The organism is Methylobacterium sp. E-065 (genome assembly GCF_022829605.1).
In the GTDB taxonomy this organism is placed as follows: Bacteria; Pseudomonadota; Alphaproteobacteria; order Rhizobiales; family Beijerinckiaceae; genus Methylobacterium.
Window position 1 is genome coordinate 124,451 of the sequence record NZ_JAKSYD010000054.1, and the last position, 17,395, is coordinate 141,845.

17 protein-coding genes and 2 pseudogenes are annotated in these 17,395 nt (G+C 67.1%); 6 read left to right on the top strand and 13 right to left on the bottom strand.

Going from position 1 to position 17,395, the window contains the following annotated elements; translation table 11 throughout:
• The first annotated feature begins 89 nt into the window (after window positions 1-89).
• From trpS to tam, 3 genes and pseudogenes are all read left to right on the top strand, one after another.
• Window positions 90-1,154 (top strand): tryptophan--tRNA ligase, encoded by a 1,065-nt coding sequence (trpS, locus tag MKK84_RS05235; RefSeq protein WP_243917181.1) that lies wholly within the window; start codon window positions 90-92, stop codon window positions 1,152-1,154.
• Window positions 1,151-1,852 carry a haloacid dehalogenase type II gene (locus MKK84_RS05240; protein ID WP_243917183.1) on the top strand — a complete coding sequence of 234 codons (702 nt, stop codon included), beginning with the start codon at window positions 1,151-1,153 and terminating at the stop codon, window positions 1,850-1,852. Before trpS ends, MKK84_RS05240 begins: the two co-directional genes overlap by 4 nt.
• A gap of 23 nt (window positions 1,853-1,875) precedes the next feature.
• Window positions 1,876-2,658: pseudogene (gene tam / locus MKK84_RS05245) on the top strand (trans-aconitate 2-methyltransferase).
• 4 nt (window positions 2,659-2,662) lie between these two features.
• Here the strand turns inward: tam and MKK84_RS05250 are convergent.
• The 9 genes from MKK84_RS05250 to MKK84_RS05290 all read right to left on the bottom strand — a co-directional run bounded on the left by MKK84_RS05250 (window position 2,663) and on the right by MKK84_RS05290 (window position 10,971).
• Window positions 2,663-3,316, bottom strand: coding sequence for a pyridoxamine 5'-phosphate oxidase family protein (locus MKK84_RS05250; RefSeq protein ID WP_243917185.1), 654 nt, complete (start codon window positions 3,314-3,316; stop codon window positions 2,663-2,665).
• A 165-nt stretch (window positions 3,317-3,481) separates the two neighbouring features.
• Entirely contained in the window at window positions 3,482-4,501 is a 1,020-nt protein-coding gene (ilvC, locus tag MKK84_RS05255; RefSeq protein WP_012322218.1) for a ketol-acid reductoisomerase, read from the bottom strand.
• Window positions 4,502-4,513: 12 nt separating this feature from the next.
• Window positions 4,514-5,167 (bottom strand): TetR/AcrR family transcriptional regulator C-terminal domain-containing protein, encoded by a 654-nt coding sequence (locus tag MKK84_RS05260; RefSeq protein WP_243917187.1) that lies wholly within the window; start codon window positions 5,165-5,167, stop codon window positions 4,514-4,516.
• An 87-nt stretch (window positions 5,168-5,254) separates the two neighbouring features.
• Window positions 5,255-5,899: a glutathione S-transferase family protein gene (locus MKK84_RS05265; protein ID WP_243917189.1), complete on the bottom strand. Its 645-nt coding sequence runs from the start codon at window positions 5,897-5,899 to the stop codon at window positions 5,255-5,257.
• A 43-nt stretch (window positions 5,900-5,942) separates the two neighbouring features.
• Window positions 5,943-6,254 carry a type II toxin-antitoxin system PemK/MazF family toxin gene (locus MKK84_RS05270; RefSeq protein WP_243917191.1) on the bottom strand — a complete coding sequence of 104 codons (312 nt, stop codon included), beginning with the start codon at window positions 6,252-6,254 and terminating at the stop codon, window positions 5,943-5,945.
• 25 nt (window positions 6,255-6,279) lie between these two features.
• Window positions 6,280-6,576, bottom strand: a complete 297-nt coding sequence (locus MKK84_RS05275; RefSeq protein WP_243917193.1) for a MazF family transcriptional regulator — start codon at window positions 6,574-6,576, stop codon at window positions 6,280-6,282.
• A 53-nt stretch (window positions 6,577-6,629) separates the two neighbouring features.
• A complete protein-coding gene (gene ilvN / locus MKK84_RS05280) occupies window positions 6,630-7,172 on the bottom strand; it encodes an acetolactate synthase small subunit (RefSeq protein ID WP_243917195.1) in 543 nt (180 codons plus the stop codon).
• A gap of 154 nt (window positions 7,173-7,326) precedes the next feature.
• Window positions 7,327-9,102, bottom strand: a complete 1,776-nt coding sequence (locus MKK84_RS05285; RefSeq protein WP_243917197.1) for an acetolactate synthase 3 large subunit — start codon at window positions 9,100-9,102, stop codon at window positions 7,327-7,329.
• Between the two features lie 423 nt (window positions 9,103-9,525).
• Window positions 9,526-10,971, bottom strand: coding sequence for an amidase (locus tag MKK84_RS05290; RefSeq protein WP_243917199.1), 1,446 nt, complete (start codon window positions 10,969-10,971; stop codon window positions 9,526-9,528).
• 104 nt (window positions 10,972-11,075) lie between these two features.
• Here MKK84_RS05290 and MKK84_RS05295 point away from each other — a divergent pair.
• Window positions 11,076-11,299 (top strand): annotated as a pseudogene (locus MKK84_RS05295) (antitoxin MazE family protein).
• 249 nt (window positions 11,300-11,548) lie between these two features.
• Here the strand turns inward: MKK84_RS05295 and fabF are convergent.
• From fabF to MKK84_RS05315, 4 genes are all read right to left on the bottom strand, one after another.
• A complete protein-coding gene (gene fabF / locus MKK84_RS05300) occupies window positions 11,549-12,817 on the bottom strand; it encodes a beta-ketoacyl-ACP synthase II (RefSeq protein ID WP_243917201.1) in 1,269 nt (422 codons plus the stop codon).
• Between the two features lie 75 nt (window positions 12,818-12,892).
• Window positions 12,893-13,318, bottom strand: coding sequence for a MarR family winged helix-turn-helix transcriptional regulator (locus MKK84_RS05305; RefSeq protein ID WP_243917208.1), 426 nt, complete (start codon window positions 13,316-13,318; stop codon window positions 12,893-12,895).
• A 246-nt stretch (window positions 13,319-13,564) separates the two neighbouring features.
• Window positions 13,565-15,025 (bottom strand): methyl-accepting chemotaxis protein, encoded by a 1,461-nt coding sequence (locus MKK84_RS05310; protein ID WP_243917210.1) that lies wholly within the window; start codon window positions 15,023-15,025, stop codon window positions 13,565-13,567.
• A 204-nt stretch (window positions 15,026-15,229) separates the two neighbouring features.
• Window positions 15,230-16,216 (bottom strand): CorA family divalent cation transporter, encoded by a 987-nt coding sequence (locus tag MKK84_RS05315; protein ID WP_243917212.1) that lies wholly within the window; start codon window positions 16,214-16,216, stop codon window positions 15,230-15,232.
• A gap of 198 nt (window positions 16,217-16,414) precedes the next feature.
• Between MKK84_RS05315 and groES the strand changes: the two genes are divergently transcribed.
• Together groES and MKK84_RS05325 are read left to right on the top strand one after the other, a co-directional pair.
• Window positions 16,415-16,705, top strand: a complete 291-nt coding sequence (groES, locus tag MKK84_RS05320; protein ID WP_007567860.1) for a co-chaperone GroES — start codon at window positions 16,415-16,417, stop codon at window positions 16,703-16,705.
• 71 nt (window positions 16,706-16,776) lie between these two features.
• On the top strand, window positions 16,777-17,395 hold a 619-nt coding region (locus MKK84_RS05325; RefSeq protein WP_279599367.1), incomplete at its 3' end, for a TCP-1/cpn60 chaperonin family protein.

The following is a 17,395-nucleotide window of genomic DNA, read 5'->3' on the forward strand; positions in this document are numbered from 1 at the left end:
CATCCTTGACCGGTCCAGCCCACGGGTGCGAGTAACCCCCGCCCGGCTGGCGCGGAGCCCCGGTCTTATCTTGCTCAGGATCGGCGCCGATGGCCGCGTTCACCGAATTGGTCTTCTCGGGCGTCCAGCCCACCGGCAACCTGCATCTCGGCAACTACCTTGGGGCGGTGAAGCGCTTCGTGGAGATGCAGGAGCGCGACGCGCAGTGCCTCTACTGCGTCGTCGACATGCACGCGATCACCGTCTGGCAGGACCCCGAGGCCCTGCGCGGCCAGATCCGCGAGGTCACGGCCGCCTTCCTCGCCGCCGGCATCGATCCCAAGCGCTCCATCGTGTTCAACCAGAGTCAGGTGCCGCAGCACGCCGAGCTCGCCTGGGTGTTCAACTGCGTCGCCCGCCTCGGCTGGCTGAACCGCATGACGCAGTTCAAGGAGAAGGCCGGCAAGGACCGGGAGAACGCCTCGATCGGGCTCTACGACTACCCTGTGCTGATGGCCGCCGACATCCTGGCCTACCGGGCGACGCATGTGCCGGTCGGCGAGGACCAGAAGCAGCACCTGGAGCTGACCCGGGACATCGCCCAGAAGTTCAACACCGATTTCGGATCCTCGATCGCGGCGCACGGCCACTGCGACGCGTTCTTCCCGATCACCGAGCCGCTGATCGGCGGCCCGGCCGCCCGGGTCATGTCGCTGCGCGACGGCACCAAGAAGATGTCGAAGTCGGACCCGTCCGACAACGCCCGGATCAATCTTACCGACGAGGCCGACACGATCGCCCAGAAGATCCGTAGGGCGAAGACCGATTCCGACCCCCTCCCCTCCGAGGTGGACGGCCTGAAGGAGCGGCCGGAGGCCGACAACCTCGTGGGGATCTATGCGGCTCTGGCTGGCATCACCCGCGAGGACGTGCTGCGCGATTTCGGCGGGGCGCAGTTCTCGACCTTCAAGCCGGCGCTCGCCGACCTCGCGGTGACGAGCCTCGCGCCGATCGCCGGGGAGATGCGCCGCCTCACCGCCGATCCGGGCCATATCGATGCGGTCCTGGCGGATGGCAGCAACCGGGCCGAGACTATCGCGGCGCAGACGCTGGATGCCGTCAAGGACATCGTCGGCTTCGTCCGGCGCGGTCCGAGCCTCCAGGCGGTGCGGTGACCGTCCGGGCGCTGGTCTTCGACGTCTTCGGGACGCTGGTCGACTGGCGCTCCGGCGTTGCCCGCGAGGCTGCGCGGCTGCTCGCGCCCGTCGCGCCGAACCTCGATGCCGGCGCCTTCGCGGATGCGTGGCGGGCTCGGTACAATCCCTCGATGGAGACGGTGCGCTCCGGCGCCCGGCCCTACGTCGATCTCGACACGCTCCAGGCGGAATCCCTGCCCGGCGTGCTGGCGCAGTTCGGCATCTCGGGCGTGTCTGAAGATGTGCAGCGCGAACTGGTCCAAGCGTGGCACCGGCTCGATGCGTGGCCCGATGTGCCGGACGCGCTGCGGCGGCTGCGGGAGAAGCACCTCGTCGCGCCGAATTCGAACGGGCCTGTCCGGTTGATGGCCGACCTCGCCCGCCGCAACGGCCTGATCTTCGACGCGGTGCTCGGGGCCGGTTATTCCCGCGACTACAAGCCGAAGCCGGCGCTCTACCGCGATGCGGTCGCGGCCTTCGGCTTCGCGGCTGGAGAAACCATGATGGTCGCCGCTCATTCGAACGACCTAGCGTCGGCCGCGAGCCACGGTCTCGCCACCGCCCACATCGCCCGCCCGCAGGAGCACGGCCCGGCCGGCGGCGAGTCCGCGCCGACGGTGCCGGTCACCGTCGCGGCGCGGGATTTGGCGGATCTCGCCGACCAGCTGGGCTGCTGAGGCTCATCCACGGAGGGTTTGCGATGGCCGATTGGAACCCCGCCCTCTACACCCGCTTCGAAGACGAGCGGACCCGCCCCGCTGCCGAGCTTCTCGCCCGCGTGCCCCTCTATGCGCCGCGATTGGCCGTCGATCTCGGCTGCGGACCCGGCAATTCGACAGCGCTGATCGCCGCGCGCTTTCCCGACGCCGAGGTGATCGGCCTCGACACCTCGCCCGCCATGCTGGAGAGCGCCCGCGTCCGCCTGCCCGATCTCACGTTCGCGCAGGCCGATGCCGCGACCTGGGTGCCGGAGCGCGCGCCGGACCTGATCTACGCCAACGCCGTGCTGCAATGGCTGCCGGACCACGGGACCCTGCTGCCGCGGCTGCTCGGTCTCCTAGCACCGGGCGGCGTGCTGGCCGTGCAGATGCCCGACAATCTCGCCGAGCCCACGCATTGCCTGATGCGGGAGGTTGCAGCCGCAGGCCCCTAGGCGGCGGCGATCGGCGATCCCGCCGTGGCCGGGCGTCTCGGGCGCATGCTGGAGCCCGCTTACTTTTACGACCTGCTGGCGCCGCACGCCGCCGAGGTCGATGTCTGGCGCACGGCCTATCACCACCGGATGGCCGATGCCGCCGCCATCGTGGAATGGGTCAGCGCCACGGGCCTGCGGCCCTTCCTCGATCCGTTGACCGCCACGGAGAAGGCCGGCTTCCTGGCCGCCTACACGGCCGGGATCGAAAGCGGCTATCCGCCCCGGAGCGACGGCAAGCGTCTGCTCGCCTTCCCGCGGGTGTTCATCGTGGCGCGCCGGGCGGGCTAGCGGATCAGGCCTCGCCGCGGGCGACGAGCGCCTCGTACTCGGAGATCTCCAGCTTGCCCTCTTGGACGACACGGGCCTTGTCGGCGTCGCTGATGACGTCGCCCGCGAGGTCGAGGCGCTTCCAGGCGGCGAGCGGGGTCTCGCGGCCCGGCCGCGGCACATACTTGTTCTGCTCGAGCTTCTGGTACTTGTGGATGTAGCGCGGGCAATTGACCCAGATCTTCGTCACCGCGACCTTCACCAGGTACTTCGCCTCGGTGTACGCGGCCATCAGCGCGTCGTCGCGCAGCAACGTCGCGTGGCCCTGCACGCGGATGCGGTGCGGCGTCTCGAAATCGATGAACAGCAGGCCGACCTTGGCCTGCCCCTCGATGTTGCCCATCGAGTAGAACATGCCGTTGCCGTCGAAGCCGGGGAAGACGAGCGTGTTGGCGTCGAGCACCTTCACGAAGCCCGTGGGTCCGCCCTTGTAGGAGACGGTCGGCATGCCGTCGGGATCGACGGTCGAGAGGAAGAACATGTCGCGGGAGCCGATGAAGGCGGCCTCCTCCGGCTGGACGCTCTCGTGGACCCAATCCTCGTCGAGCCGCACGGCGAGCTTGGTGGTGCCGAACTCCTCCTGCAGCGCCCGGTGCGCGTCGGAATAAAGCGATGCCATGCGTGGTCCCTCCCGTGCCGGTCCTCGTATGGGCGGGACCGCTGCGGGGCTTATGGCCGGGAAGCGCAGCCTCGGGCAACCTGGAACACGAAGGGCCGGCCACGCCTTCGCGTGACCGGCCCCTCAAGGACGCGGCCGAGCCGAGCCCGGCCGCCAAATCCCAAATCAGTTGCGGGTCTTGTCGACCAGCGCCTTTTCGGAGATCCACGGCATCATGCCGCGGAGCTTGGCGCCGACCTCCTCGATCGGGTGGGCGGCGAGCTTGGCGCGGGTCGCCTTGAACGAGGTCTGGTTGACCTTGTTCTCCAGCATCCAGTTGCGGGTGAAAGTGCCCGATTGGATGTCGTTGAGCACGCGCTTCATCTCGGCCTTGGTCTCGGGCGTGACGATGCGCGGGCCGGTGACGTACTCGCCGTACTCGGCCGTGTTGGAGATCGAGTAGTTCATGTTGGCGATGCCGCCCTCGTAGATGAGGTCGACGATCAGCTTCACCTCGTGGAGGCACTCGAAATAGGCCATCTCGGGGGCGTAGCCCGCCTCGACCAGCGTCTCGAAGCCGGCCTTGATCAGCTCGACCAGGCCGCCGCAGAGCACCGCCTGCTCGCCGAACAGGTCGGTCTCGCACTCTTCCTTGAAGGTCGTCTCGATGATGCCGGCGCGGCCGCCACCGTTGGCCGAGGCGTACGACAGGCCGAGGTCGTGGGCGTTGCCCGACGCGTCCTGCGCGATCGCGATCAGGGTCGGCACGCCGCCGCCGCGGAGGTACTCGGAGCGCACGGTGTGGCCGGGGCCCTTCGGGGCGACCATCAGGACGTCGAGGTCCTTGCGCGGCTCGATCAGGTTGAAGTGGACGTTGAGGCCGTGGGCGAACAGGAGCGCGGCGCCCTGCTTCATGTTGCCTTCCAGCGACTCGCGGTAGATGTCGCCCTGCAGCTCGTCCGGGGTGAGCATCATCACGACGTCGGCCCACTTCGCGGCCTCGGCGACCGACAGGACCTTGAAGCCCTCGTGCTCGGCCTTCTTGGCGGTGGCGGAGCCCTCGCGCAGCGCGATGACGATGTCCTTCACGCCGGAATCGCGCAGGTTGAGCGCGTGGGCATGGCCCTGGCTGCCGTAGCCGACGATGGCGACCTTCTTGCCCTTGATCAGGTTCAGGTCGGCGTCGCGATCGTAATACACCCGCATGTCTGTCTCCTCTTAAGTTCGGTGGTTCGGGTCGGGTTTGACCTGGCCGTAGAGGGCCAGGAACTGGTCCACGGCGCGGTCCGCATCGCGCCGGATCTCATCCCCGCCGAGGTCGAGCGCCTCGCCGAGCAGAAGTCGGATCTGAATATCGCGGCCGACGAGGCCGAAGAAGGTGCGGAAGGCAGCCTCGCCGTCGGCGAAAGTGAGCAAGCCGGCGGCGCGCCCCGCCTCCAGCACCGGTTTCACCCGCTCGCCGATGGCGAAGCGCCCGTTCGCCAGGACGATGCCGCCGAGATTGCTCTTGTGCGACCCGGCATGCGCGATGGCGATGCGGTTCAGCGCGACCGAGGTCGGGCCGGTGATGACCTCCAGCCACGTCACGGCGAAATCCTGCAGGCGCTCCCGCAGGGTCGCGTCGTCCAGCACTTGCGCGGTGTCGTACCCGGCATGGACCCGGGAGGCCTGCCAGCGCACCGTCGCGGTCAGCAACCCGTCGCGGTCGCCGAACCACTTGTAGAGCGTCTCCTTCGAGCAGCTCGCCCGGCGCGCCACGGCGTCCATGGTGAGCTGGTCCCGGTCCTCGACCATGAGGCCGAGCACGGCATCCAGCACCGCCTGCTGGCGGGCCGAGGGCGCGTCCTGCTCTGGTAAGGGGCTGGCTTGCATCGTCTCAAAATGGCGTACCGTACCGTACGGTACGCGCTTTAGGCCGATTCGTCGGTCGCGGCAAGTCGGTACCGCGACCGTCGGGACTCAGCGCGGCAGCGGCAACCCCTCGCGGGCGAAGACGGCCTGCACGGCCGGGCGCTCGGCGACGCGGCGGGCATGGGCGGTCCAGGCCGGGAAGCGGCCGGCCATGTCGAACCGGAGCGTCGGGCCGTTGGCCCAGAACCAGAAGACCATCAGGTAGGCATCGACCAGGCTGAAGCGCTCGCCCACCGCCCAGCCACCGTGCGACAGGCGCACTTCGGTCATGGTGGCGAGATCTGCGTAGGTGTTGGCGGCCTTGGCCTTGATGCCGTCGAAGGCGCTCTCATCCTCGGTGTAGCGCTCCGGGCGGCGGACATGGGCGTAGGTGATGTGATGGTTGCAGGCGAGCCAGCCGAGCCACTCGTCGGCAGCCGCCTGCTCGCGGAGATCCGTGGGCCACAGCGCCTTCTCGGGCACCGAGCGGGCGACGTGGCGCAGAATGGCCGCACATTCGGTCAGCACCCAGCCGTCCTCGGTCAGCGCCGGGACGCGGCCGCGATCGTTGATGGACAGGTATTCCGGCCGGCGCTGGTCGCCCGCGGCGAGGTCGAGCTTCACGCCCTCGTAGGGCAGCCCGGATTCTTCCAGGATGATGTGGGCGGCCAGCGAGCAGGCGCCGGGGGCGTAGTAGAGGGTGCGGGCGGTCATGAAAGCCTGTCTGCTGGGTGAGCTAATCGAAGGCGTGCGGATTTCAGACCGTCAGGCCGAGCAGCGTCCTGAGCTTGCCGCGCACCTCGGCCACGATCTCATCGGGCGCGCTGCCGAGACTTCTCAGGATGCGTGCGGCCCTGTCGATCGAGCGGACTTGATCGACCAAGACAGCACCCGTGACGGAAAGGCCTGCCGGCAGGAACACTTTCGTCGGCCATGGATGTGGATTGCGCGTGATCGGGCATACGATCACGCGACGAGTCAACTGATTCATGTCCGGATCCGAGACGACGAGCGCGGGTCGGATACCGTTCTGTTCGGTGCCTCGGACCGGCTCGAGCTCGACGAGCAAAATTTCGCCCGGCCTCGGCTGCCAGTCAGTATGGGTCGTTGGCGTCAGCGATGATCTCAGACCCGCGATCCGGGCCCCAATCGACCGTCGGCGGCTCGGCTTCCGGGCCCAGCCGCCGAGCCTCGGCGATCATCTCTTCCATGGTATAGACCGGCAGCCCGTCGACATACCGGCGCCCAGCCCATTGCGTGGGCTCAGGCTGCGGAGAGCGCTTCGCGACGATCTCGACCGTCTCGCCCTCCTGAACACCGAGTTCCTCGGCTTCCGCGTTGCTCAGCCGGACGACGAGATCATCGCCCCAGCGCACGACTCTGGCTTCCATCGCTCCGCCTCCCGCCGGGACGGCGCATCGTAGCAGATTCGGGCTACCCGATCCTACAGCGGCTCCGCCCCGCGCCCCATCGCGGAAATCCCGGTCCGGCAGATCTCCACCAGCCCGATCACGCTCATCAGGCGCACGAACCGGTCGATCTCCTCGGTGGCGCCCGTCAGCTCGAACACGAAGGAGTTGAGGGTGGCGTCCAGGGTTTTGGCACCGAAGGCGGCGGCCAGCCGTAGGGCTTCGCTCCGGTGCTCGCCCTCGCCCTTCACCTTCACGAGGCAGATCTCGCGCTCCAGCGCGTTGCCCTGGAGCGTCAGATCCACCACCCGATGCACCGGCACCAGCCGGTCGAGCTGCGCCTTGATCTGCTCGATCACAGCATTCGTGCCCGTCGTCACGATGGTGACGCGCGAGATGTGGCGCGCCTCCTCGGTCTCGGAGACCGTCAGGCTCTCGATGTTGTAGCCCCGGCCCGAGAACAGCCCCGAGATGCGGGCGAGCACGCCGGGCTCGTTGTCGACGATCACCGCCAAGGTGTGCCGGTTCACCGGCTCGACGCGGCCGGCATCGGGATAGTGGGTGTTCATCGCGTTCATGGCCGGCTTCGTCCTCGTCTGGGTTTCCGAAGGGTAAGCCCTGCGGCGGGGTGTCGGGGTTAGAGCCCGACCGCAGGGCTCTGCCCTGCACCCGCGAAAGGTCTCGACCTTTTGAAACCAGGGTATTCGCGATCAATCCTGTGATGTCAGCCTATCAGACCAGCATCTTGCCTTCCTCGGAGATCACGTCGCCGAGTTCGACGCCGGTCTCGCCGAGGTAGTCGGACAGGAGCATTTCGTTATGCGCCTTGCCCGACGGGATCATCGGGAAGCAATTCTCGGTCTTGTCGACGATGCAGTCGAAGATCACCGGACCATCATAGGCCAGCATCTCGGCGATGGCGCCGTCGAGGTCGCCCGGCTTGTCGCAGCGCATGCCCTTGGCGCCGTAGGCCTCGGCCAGCTTCACGAAGTCCGGCAGGCTCTCCGAGTAGCTCTGCGAGTAGCGCGAGCCGTGCAGCAATTCCTGCCACTGCCGGACCATGCCCATGTACTCGTTGTTCAGGATGAACACCTTGATCGGCAGCCGGTACTGAACCGCCGTCGACATCTCCTGCATGTTCATCAGGATCGAGGCCTCGCCGGCAATGTCGATCACCAGCCCGTCCGGATGGGCGAGCTGCGTGCCGATCGCCGCCGGCAGGCCGTAGCCCATGGTGCCGAGCCCGCCCGAGGTCATCCAGCGGTTCGGCTCGTCGTACTTGAAGTACTGGGCCGCCCACATCTGGTGCTGGCCGACCTCGGTGGTGATGTAGGTCTCGCGGCTCTTGCAGGCCTCGTAGAGGCGCTGCACGGCGTATTGCGGCTTGATGATCGTGCCCGAGGGCCAGTAGGCGAGGCAGTCCCGCGCCTTCCAGGTCTTGATCTTCTGCAGCCACGGCTCGAGGTTCGACGCGTCGGGCCGCGACGGCAGGGCGTGCCACGCCTCCAGCATATCGGCGAGCACCGAGGCGCAATCGCCGACGATCCCGACATCGACCTTGACCACCTTGTTGATCGAGGAGGCATCGACGTCGATGTGGATCTTCTTGGAGAACGGCGAGAACGCGTCGAGCCGGCCGGTGATCCGGTCGTCGAACCGGGCGCCGACGCAGATCATCACGTCGCACTCGTGCATCGCAAGGTTGGCCTCGTAGGTCCCGTGCATGCCGAGCATGCCCAGGAACTTCTCGTCCGTGCCCGGATAGGCGCCGAGCCCCATCAGGGTCGAGGTGACCGGAAAGCCGGTCTCGCGGACGAGCTCGCGCAGCAGCCGCGAGGCCTCCGGGCCCGAATTGATCACGCCGCCGCCGGTGTAGAAGACCGGCCGGCGGGCGGTCGCCATCAGCTCGACGGCCGCGCGGATCCGGTCGGAATCGCCCTTCACGGCCGGCCGATAGGTCTTGTGGCTCGCGATCTCCGGGCGCTCATAGAGGCCGGAGGCGAACTGGATGTCCTTGGGCAGATCGACCACGACCGGGCCCGGCCGGCCGTTCGCCGCGACGTAGAATGCCTCGTGCAGGATGCGCGGCAGGTCGTCGATCGATTTGACCAGGTAATTGTGCTTCGTGCAGTGGCGCGTGATGCCGACCGTGTCGCATTCCTGGAACGCGTCGGTGCCGATCAGATGAGTCGGGACCTGGCCGGTGATGCAGACCAGCGGGATCGAATCCAGCATCGCGTCGGTGAGGCCGGTGACGATGTTGGTCGCGCCGGGGCCCGAGGTGACCAGCACGCAGCCGACCTTGCCGGACGAGCGCGCGTAGCCCTCGGCGGCGTGGACGGCGCCCTGCTCGTGGCGCACGAGGATGTGCTTGACGGCGTTCTGATGGAACAGCGCGTCGTAGATCGGAAGTACGGCGCCGCCTGGATACCCGAACAGCGTATCGACACCCTGATCCTGGAAGGCCCGGATGACCATTTCGGCCCCGGTCATGACCTCGCCGCCCATGCTCGTCTCCTCGCGCTCTCCGGAGCCACGGCGATCCGCGATCGCCGCCCGGCCCCGTCCTCTCTCCCCGCATCCTCGTCTGGTGAAGCGGTGTCCGCCTCGCCCGAAGGTGCTTTTCGCCTCGGATAACCGTCCGTCTCAGTCTCGTCCGCCGGGCCGCGGGCAACAAAAAAGGGCCCCGAGGGACCCTGCATGCGCCACCGCCCGGATCGCGGCCCTAGCTCAGGGCCGCCCCGTCGGTGACGCTACCGCTACAATAAGGACCGTGGTCATCGGATATCCGAACCTGCTCCGCAGCGGCCGTATGATCCGGAACTGGATCAGGGTTGGCGCGCAGAGTGTCGGGCCTCATAGCGGAGTGCGCGGGGCCGGTCAACGCATCCGTGTCGGTTATTGTACCGGCTTGGTCGACGAGCCACGACCTCAGTTCAGAGGCGGTGGGTACCGTCGAACCCAGTTGCTCGCCGCGTCGTAGGCCGCGCCGAGCTGCAGGCAGGCGAGCTCTCCGTGGTTCGGCCCGACGATCTGGATGCCGGTGGGCAATCCGGCTGCGCCGAATCCGGCCGGCACGTCGAGCGCCGGCAGGCCCGACATGGTGACCGGGATCACGGTCTGCATCCACCGGTGATAGGTGTCCATCGCCCGTCCACCGACCGTTTCGGGCCAGCGCAGGTCCTTGTCGAACGGGAAGACCTGCGTCGTCGGCATCACGAGGAAGTCGTAGGCCTCCATGAAGCGGCGGAGGGTCTCGTACCAGCGCGTGCGGCCTTCGAGCGCCACGATGATCCGGTCGGCGCTGAGCGCCAGCCCTCGCTCGACCTCCCAGGCGGCTTCCGGCTTCAGCTGTGCCCGGTGGCGGGGCTCGTCGTAGAACGGGCGGAGCGCGGCAGCCACGGTGAGGGCCCGCAGCACCAACCAATCCTGCCAGAGCTGCTCCATGTCGTAGCGTGGCACCGCCTCCTCGACGGTGCAGCCGATCTCCACGAAGGTTGTCAGAGCCGAGCGCCCGAGCTCGAGCACACCCGGATCGAACGGGATCTGTCCGCCGCAATCGCCGAGCCACGCGATGCGGGTGCCCTTGAAATCCCGGACGCGCAGGCTCGCGAAGGCAGACGGATCCTGGCGGATCGCATTCGGGCAGCGCGGGTCGTAACCTGCCTGGACCGAAAGCATCAGGCCGATATCGGCGGGCGTCCGCCCGATCGCCCCCAGCACGCCGAGATTCGGGCTGAACACGTCCTTGGCCTCGGCGGGGATCCGGCCCCAACTCGGGCGCAGCCCGTAGCAATTGTTGAAGGCCGGCGGGTTGCGCAGGGAGCCGGCATGGTCGCTGCCGTCGGCGACCGGCTGCATCCGCAGCGCCACCGCGACGGCGGCACCGCCGCTCGACCCACCCGCGCTCTTCGTTAGATCGTAGGGATTGGCGGTGGTGCCGTAGACTGGGTTGAAGCTGTGCGAGCCGAGGCCGAATTCGGGGATGTTGGTCTTGCCGATGAAGATCGCCCCGGCGGCGCGCAGGCGGGCCACCATGATCGAATCGGTCTCGGCGATCCGGTCGGCGAAGATCGGTGAGCCTTGCGTGAACCGGAGACCGCGGACCGGATCGAGATCCTTCACGGCGAGCGGGAAGCCGTGCAGCGGCCCGGCAGCCTCGCCGCGCGCCAGGGCGGCATCGGCCGCCTCAGCCTCCCGCAGGAGCGCCGCGTCGTCGGCCAGGGCTACGATGGCGTTCACCTGCGGGTTGAGCCGATGGATCCGGTCCAGATAGGCGCGCATCACCTCCACGCAGGAGACCACCCGGCCGCGGATGGCGGCGGCGAGGTCCACCGCGCCCATGGCGGTGATGCCGTCCGGTCGCGCGTCCTGCATGTTCAGATCTCCAGATCGGTGAGGATGGCCACCGGAGGGCTGAGCGTTGGCAAGGCCCTCATTGCCACTTAGGTTACACGGTGTTGCCGACGAGCGAGCAAGTTATGCCGCAGGCTTCCAACGCCGAATCCGCACGTGCGACGGGACGCAACGATCGTGCGCGGCTCCGTGCTCAAGGACTGAGACCCATACAGATCTGGGTGCCTGACGTGCATGCACCCGGGTTCAAAGCCGAACGCACCGCCAATCGCGCGCCGTCGCCGCCAGTACGCGCGAGGCGGAGGATCAGGCCTTTATCGATGCCGTGTCCGATCGGGACAATGGATGAGGCGGGGTGCGATCTGGACGGTCGCCAGCGGAAAGGACTTTGCGGGCAAACCACGCTCGGCCGAAAACCAAGCTGAGTAACCGTATTGGACAGCTGGACGATGTGAATCTCCTGCAGCTTAACCGAGCAATCCTCGTATTCCTTGGCTTGGCAGCGTCGCCGTAGCGAAGGCTAACGATCTGAGGACAGCCACCGGCCAAGGTAGCGCCCTTCGTCTCTGGAACATCGGCACGGCTGCCTTGACCCGGTTTACACGTATCGGCTGAACACCAGCGCGGCGTTGACGCCTCCGAAGCCGAAGGCGTTCGACAGCACGTGCTTCACGGGCCAGGGCCGTGCCGTGGCCTCGACCAGATCGAACCCCGCCGCCTCCGGCATCGGCTCCTCGATGTTGAGGCCCGGCGGCAGGACCTGATGCTGGAGCGCGAGGGTGGAGAAGACGGCCTCGATCGCCCCGGCGGCGCCCAGCATGTGGCCGGTCGCCGACTTGGTCGAACTGATCGGGACACCGCCGCCGGCCGGCCCGAACAGCGCCGTCAGGGCGGCGAGTTCGGCTGCGTCGCCGACCGGGGTCGAGGTCGCGTGGGCGTTGACGTAGCTGACGTCGGCCGCTGTGAGCCCCGCATTCGCGAGGGCGATCTCCATCGCGCGGGTGGCCTCCCGCCCATCCGGCCAGCCCGACGTTACGTGGTGGGCATCCGTGGTGGTGCCGTAACCCGACAGCACCGCCAGTGGGCGGGCACCCCGCCGCTCGGCGTGGCCAAGCCGTTCGATCACCAGCATGGCCGCGCCCTCCGAGAGCACGAAGCCGTCATGGTCGCGGTCGAACGGACGGGACGCGCGGTGCGGCGCATCGTTGAACGTGACGGACAGCGCCTTCGCGGCCGTGAAGCCGCCGATCGCGACTGGATCGACGCACGCCTCCGTCCCGCCGCACAGGGCGATGTCGGCTTCGCCGCTGCGGATCATGCGCGCGGCATCGCCGATCGCCTGGGCCGAGGCGGCGCTGGCCGTGGTCGGCGAACCGGCCGGCCCCTGGAAGCCGAACCGGATGGCGATCTGGCCGGCCGCGAGATTGGGCAGGAAGGACGGCACCACGAACGGCGACAGGCGCCGGGCGCCCGAGGTGCGGATGGTCTCGCAGGCGGCGGTGATCGCCGGCACGCCGCCGATGCCCGTGGCGATCACCGTGGCGGTGCGTCGGCGATGCGCCGGATCGTCGGGATGCCAGCCGGCCTGATCGAGCGCTTCCTGCGCGGCGCCCATGGCGTAGTGGATGAACAGGTCGTTGCGGCGCAGTTCGCGGGCCTCCATCACCTGTCCGGCATCGAAGCCGCTCGGATCGTCCGCGCGATCAGGGACGAGCCCAGCGATCTGGCATTTCCAATCGCCGACCTCGAATCGCGTGTTGCGCCGGATCCCGCTCTGCCCGGCTTTCAGCCGCTCCCAGGTCGCCGCCACGCCGGAGCCCAACGGCGAGACGGCCCCGAGGCCGGTGATGACGATCGGATCTTGCACGACGGAACCCCGCGAAGAGCGCTGACTCGGCTGTGCATATACACAGCTTCGTGGTGGGGCAACGCCGGCCGCGCCTCATTCCCCGCGTGCGAAGTGCTTGACGATGCGCAGATAGGTATCGGATTCCGTCTCGTCGAACCCGTCCAGTATGTCCGCCTGCGCGCGTTGCCAAACGTCCAAGAGTTGATCCAGCAGAACGCTCCCGTCCTGGGTCAATCGACACAGACGTGCACTGGTATCGGTGTCCGCAACACGCTCGACGAGGCGTTTCTGTTCCAGCAAATCCAGATTGCGCGTCAGGCTGGTTCGATCGAGCAGGATGCGGCGTGCCAGCACGGCCACCGGCGTCTCGGGATTGAACCGGATCGCCGCCAGAAGCGAGAATTGCTGGACGGTGACGCCGAACGGCTTGAAGGCGGCATCGCCCCGCCGCAACAAAGTGCGGGCCGCCGCGACCGTGTTGAGCACGAGGCAGTTCGAGAGCGCATCCGGCAACGACATGGTGCAATCCGATAGCCCGCATCCGAACCGCGAGGACGGATCCAGGCGCAGCGGCGGATGTCGGTCGTGCCGTTCGATCGGCTTTACCCCTCCGTTATCACGCGCGCAGCGAAGTGGCTCAAGACACCGCGAGGCGGGCGGAGCGCTGTATCGGAATGCTGCGCTCCACCCGCAATAACGGCGAGGTTGAAATCCTGAACCCGCGAGGGTGTGCGTTCGCAGCGGTTGGGCTGCGATCCGACCGGATCAGCCCGCCTTCGTGAAGCGGTTCACGCTCTCGGCGAGGCTGGAGGAATAATCGGCCAGGCTGCCGGCAATGCCGCGGACCGCCTCGGCGAACTGCCCGGTCGCGTTGGCCGCCTGCGAGACGCCGCCGATATTGCCCGACATCTCGTGGGTCGAGACAGCCTGCTCCTCCACGGCGCTCGCCATCGCCAGCGTCAGGTTGGAGAGTTCCGCCACCGCCGCGGTGATCATCTCGATGGCGCTCACCGCCTCGCCGGTCGCGCTCTGGATCGCCGAGACCTGCTGGGTGATCTCCCCGGTCGCCTTCGCGGTCTGCTCGGCCAGCGCCTTGACCTCGCTGGCCACCACCGCGAAGCCGCGTCCGGCCGTGCCGGCACGGGCCGCCTCGATCGTGGCGTTGAGCGCCAGCAGGTTGGTCTGGTCGGCGATCGACTTGATCATGCCGACCACGGCGTCGACCTTGCGGGCGCTCTCGGCCAGTTGCCGCATCGTCGCGTCGGTGGTCTCGGCCTGGGTGGCGATCTGCTGCGCCCGTTCGGAGACCCGGCCGACCTGGCCGGAGATTTCCTGGATGGCGTTGTTCATCTGCTCCGAGTTCGCCGCCACCGAGGTCGCCTTCTGGCGGGCGGAATCCGCCGACTGCGTGAGTCCCTCGGCCGATTGCTGCATCTCCTGGATCGCCGACCCGACCGCCTCGACCACCCGCGTGACCTCGGACGCCATCTGAACCTGTGCCGTGACGATGGACCAAGTCGCCATTGGCCCGATGTAGTTGCCCCGCTCGTCGTTGACGGCCGTGACCTGCAGATCGAGCGTCTCGGGTCCGACCTTTATCTTGGTCCGATGCGGCAGGTGGCTGGCATCCGACAGCATCGTGCGCTGATGCTTGGGATTCATGTGGAACACGTCGAACGAGTGCTCCATCATGTCATCGACCTTGACCGGAAGATATTGCTCCAGCGGCTTGAGCGTTTTCCGGGACGTCTGATTGAGGTAGTCGAACTGGAAATTGTTGCGCGGATCGACGGTCATCACCGCGACCGGCATGTTGTCGATCATCGACATCAGCCGATTGATCTGGTTCTTCTTCGCCGAGATGTCGGAGGCGAACTTTACGACCTTCACGGGCTTTCCGGCGGTGTCCAGGATCGGGTTGTAGGTGGCCTCGAGCCAGATCCGTTCCCCGCCCTTGGCCAGGCGGAGGAACTCGCCGGTCACGTACTGGCCGCCCTTCAGCTTGGTCCAGAACTGAGCGTAATCGTCTGACTTGGCCTCGACGTCATCGACGAAAATGCGGTGATGTTTGTTGACGAGCTCAGCCAGGGTGTACTTCATCGCCTGCAGGAAGTTTTCGTTGGCGTGGAGGATGTGTCCATCCAGCGAAAACTCGATGATGGCCAACGAGCGATCGAGGGCTTCGATCTTGGCCTGCGCTTCGCTGTAGGTGGATCTCTTGAACATGTCTGAGCCCGCTCGTCTGCGTCGGGAAGAAAGACAGAGGTTGATTAAACGAATGCTAAATTTCACGCCGGCGTCTGCATTCGACGGCGGCGGGCACGCCAAATCCATTATATTGTGCTTATATTGATCGGTGCAGTTGATAATTATTGAGGATTGATATTCATCGATTTTTGCTTGTCGAAAATGGCAGATCTCGGTGTTGTATCAAAACCATCCTCGCATCCGAAAATACACGATCGGGGCGAGCGCACTCAGGAGGATCAGCGCGAGGGCGTAGGGATAGCCGTAGGCCCAATCGAGTTCGGGCATGGTCTTGAAGTTCATGCCGTAGATGGACGCAATCAGGGTCGGGGGCACGCCCACCACCGACACGACGGTCAGCACGCGGAAGACGTTGTTTTGCTCGATGTTGATCAGGCCCAAAGCCGCGTCGAGCAGGAACTGAACGTTTTCGGCCAGCCGCGTCTCGAATTCGTCGAGAGAATCGATATCCCGGCCGATCGTGTCGAACCGACCGTTCTCCGGGAGGCCGAGGGCGTCGCAGGCCGCCGCCACGAACGGGACGATCCGCTCCAGGCCGAGCAGACTTGCCCGGATCTTGCCGAGCACTTTGCCCCGGTTGCTGATTCCGCGCAGGATCCGACGCAACGCCAGATCCCGGCGCCGGGGCGGCGGGCTCTCCAGCCGGCGACGGTCCGCGCCCCGCACGTCAAAATCGAAGATCCGGGTGGACAGGCTGTCGAGTTCCGAGGCCATGTCCTCCAGCGAGTCGGCCAAGCTGTCCACCAGCTCTTCCAGGACCACGAGGAAGACCTCGCTCGGCGTCGCGCTGCCGTCCCCGTCGACGATTCGCTTGGCCGCGGATTCGAAGGCGCGCAGCTCGTGGAAGCGGACGGTGACGAGGTGATCCTTCGTCAGCAGGAAGCCCAGGGGCTTCAGCTGCGATGCGCTGCGCTCGAAGGTGATCATCGGCGTCGACAGCGACAGGCCGCCTTTCACCCGGCGCAGGCGGCTCGACGTCTCGACCTCGGACAGGGCCTCCCGGGACGGGATGCGCAGCCCTGTCGCAGCCTCGACCGCTTCCGCCTCCTCGGAGGTCGGATCGTTCAGGTCGATCCACACGGCGTTGCGCGCGATCCGTTGGGCGGTCTCGGGCGCCACCGGACCTTCGGGGCCGTGCAGGCTCAGCATCGCGGCGCATTTTCCATGGGCGGGGGGGCAGGCATCGCGCCACGCGAAAGGGTGCGACAGACTTGACACGGAACAGCCCCGCGCCTATCTCGCCGCCGTCTTTGGCACTCGCCGAGACAGAGTGCTAACAGTCGAGTTCGCGGCGGTCCCGGTGGCCGCATCAACGCCAACTCCGGACCTGAAGCAAGAGGGCAGCTCATGAAGTTTCGTCCGCTGCACGACCGCGTGGTCGTCCGTCGCATCGAGAGCGAGGAAAAGACCAAGGGCGGCATCATCATCCCGGACACCGCCAAGGAGAAGCCGCAAGAGGGCGAGATCGTCGCCGTCGGCCCCGGCGCCCGCGACGAGCAGGGCCGCGTCAACGCGCTCGACGTCAAGGCCGGCGACCGCGTCCTGTTCGGCAAGTGGTCCGGCACCGAGGTCAAGATCGACGGTCAGGACCTCCTGATCATGAAGGAATCCGACATCATGGGCGTCGTCGCCCTCTGATCGGAACGCCTGTCCCGCCCTTTGAGGCCGTCTGAGGCCTTGGGGTTCAACCATTAGCGAAGAGGCACACAATGGCAGCGAAAGACGTACGTTTCTCCGCCGACGCCCGCGATAAGATGCTGCGCGGCGTCGATATCCTGGCGGATGCGGTGAAGGTGACGCTCGGCCCGAAGGGCCGCAACGTCGTGATCGAGAAGAGCTTCGGCGCCCCGCGCATCACCAAGGACGGTGTGACTGTCGCCAAGGAGATCGAGCTCTCCGACCGCTTCGAGAACATGGGCGCCCAGATGGTGCGCGAAGTGGCCTCGAAGACCAACGACATCGCGGGTGACGGCACCACCACCGCGACCGTGCTGGCCCAGGCCATCGTCCGCGAGGGCGCCAAGTACGTCGCCGCCGGCATCAACCCGATGGACCTGAAGCGCGGCATCGACCTCGCCACGGCCGCCGCCGTGAAGGACATTATCGCCCGCGCCAAGAAGGTCTCGACCTCCGACGAGGTCGCCCAGGTCGGCACCATCTCGTCGAACGGCGACACCGAGATCGGCCAGATGATCGCCCACGCGATGCAGAAGGTCGGCAACGAGGGCGTGATCACGGTCGAGGAGGCCAAGACGGCCGAGACCGAGCTCGACGTCGTCGAGGGCATGCAGTTCGATCGCGGCTACCTCTCCCCGTACTTCATCACGA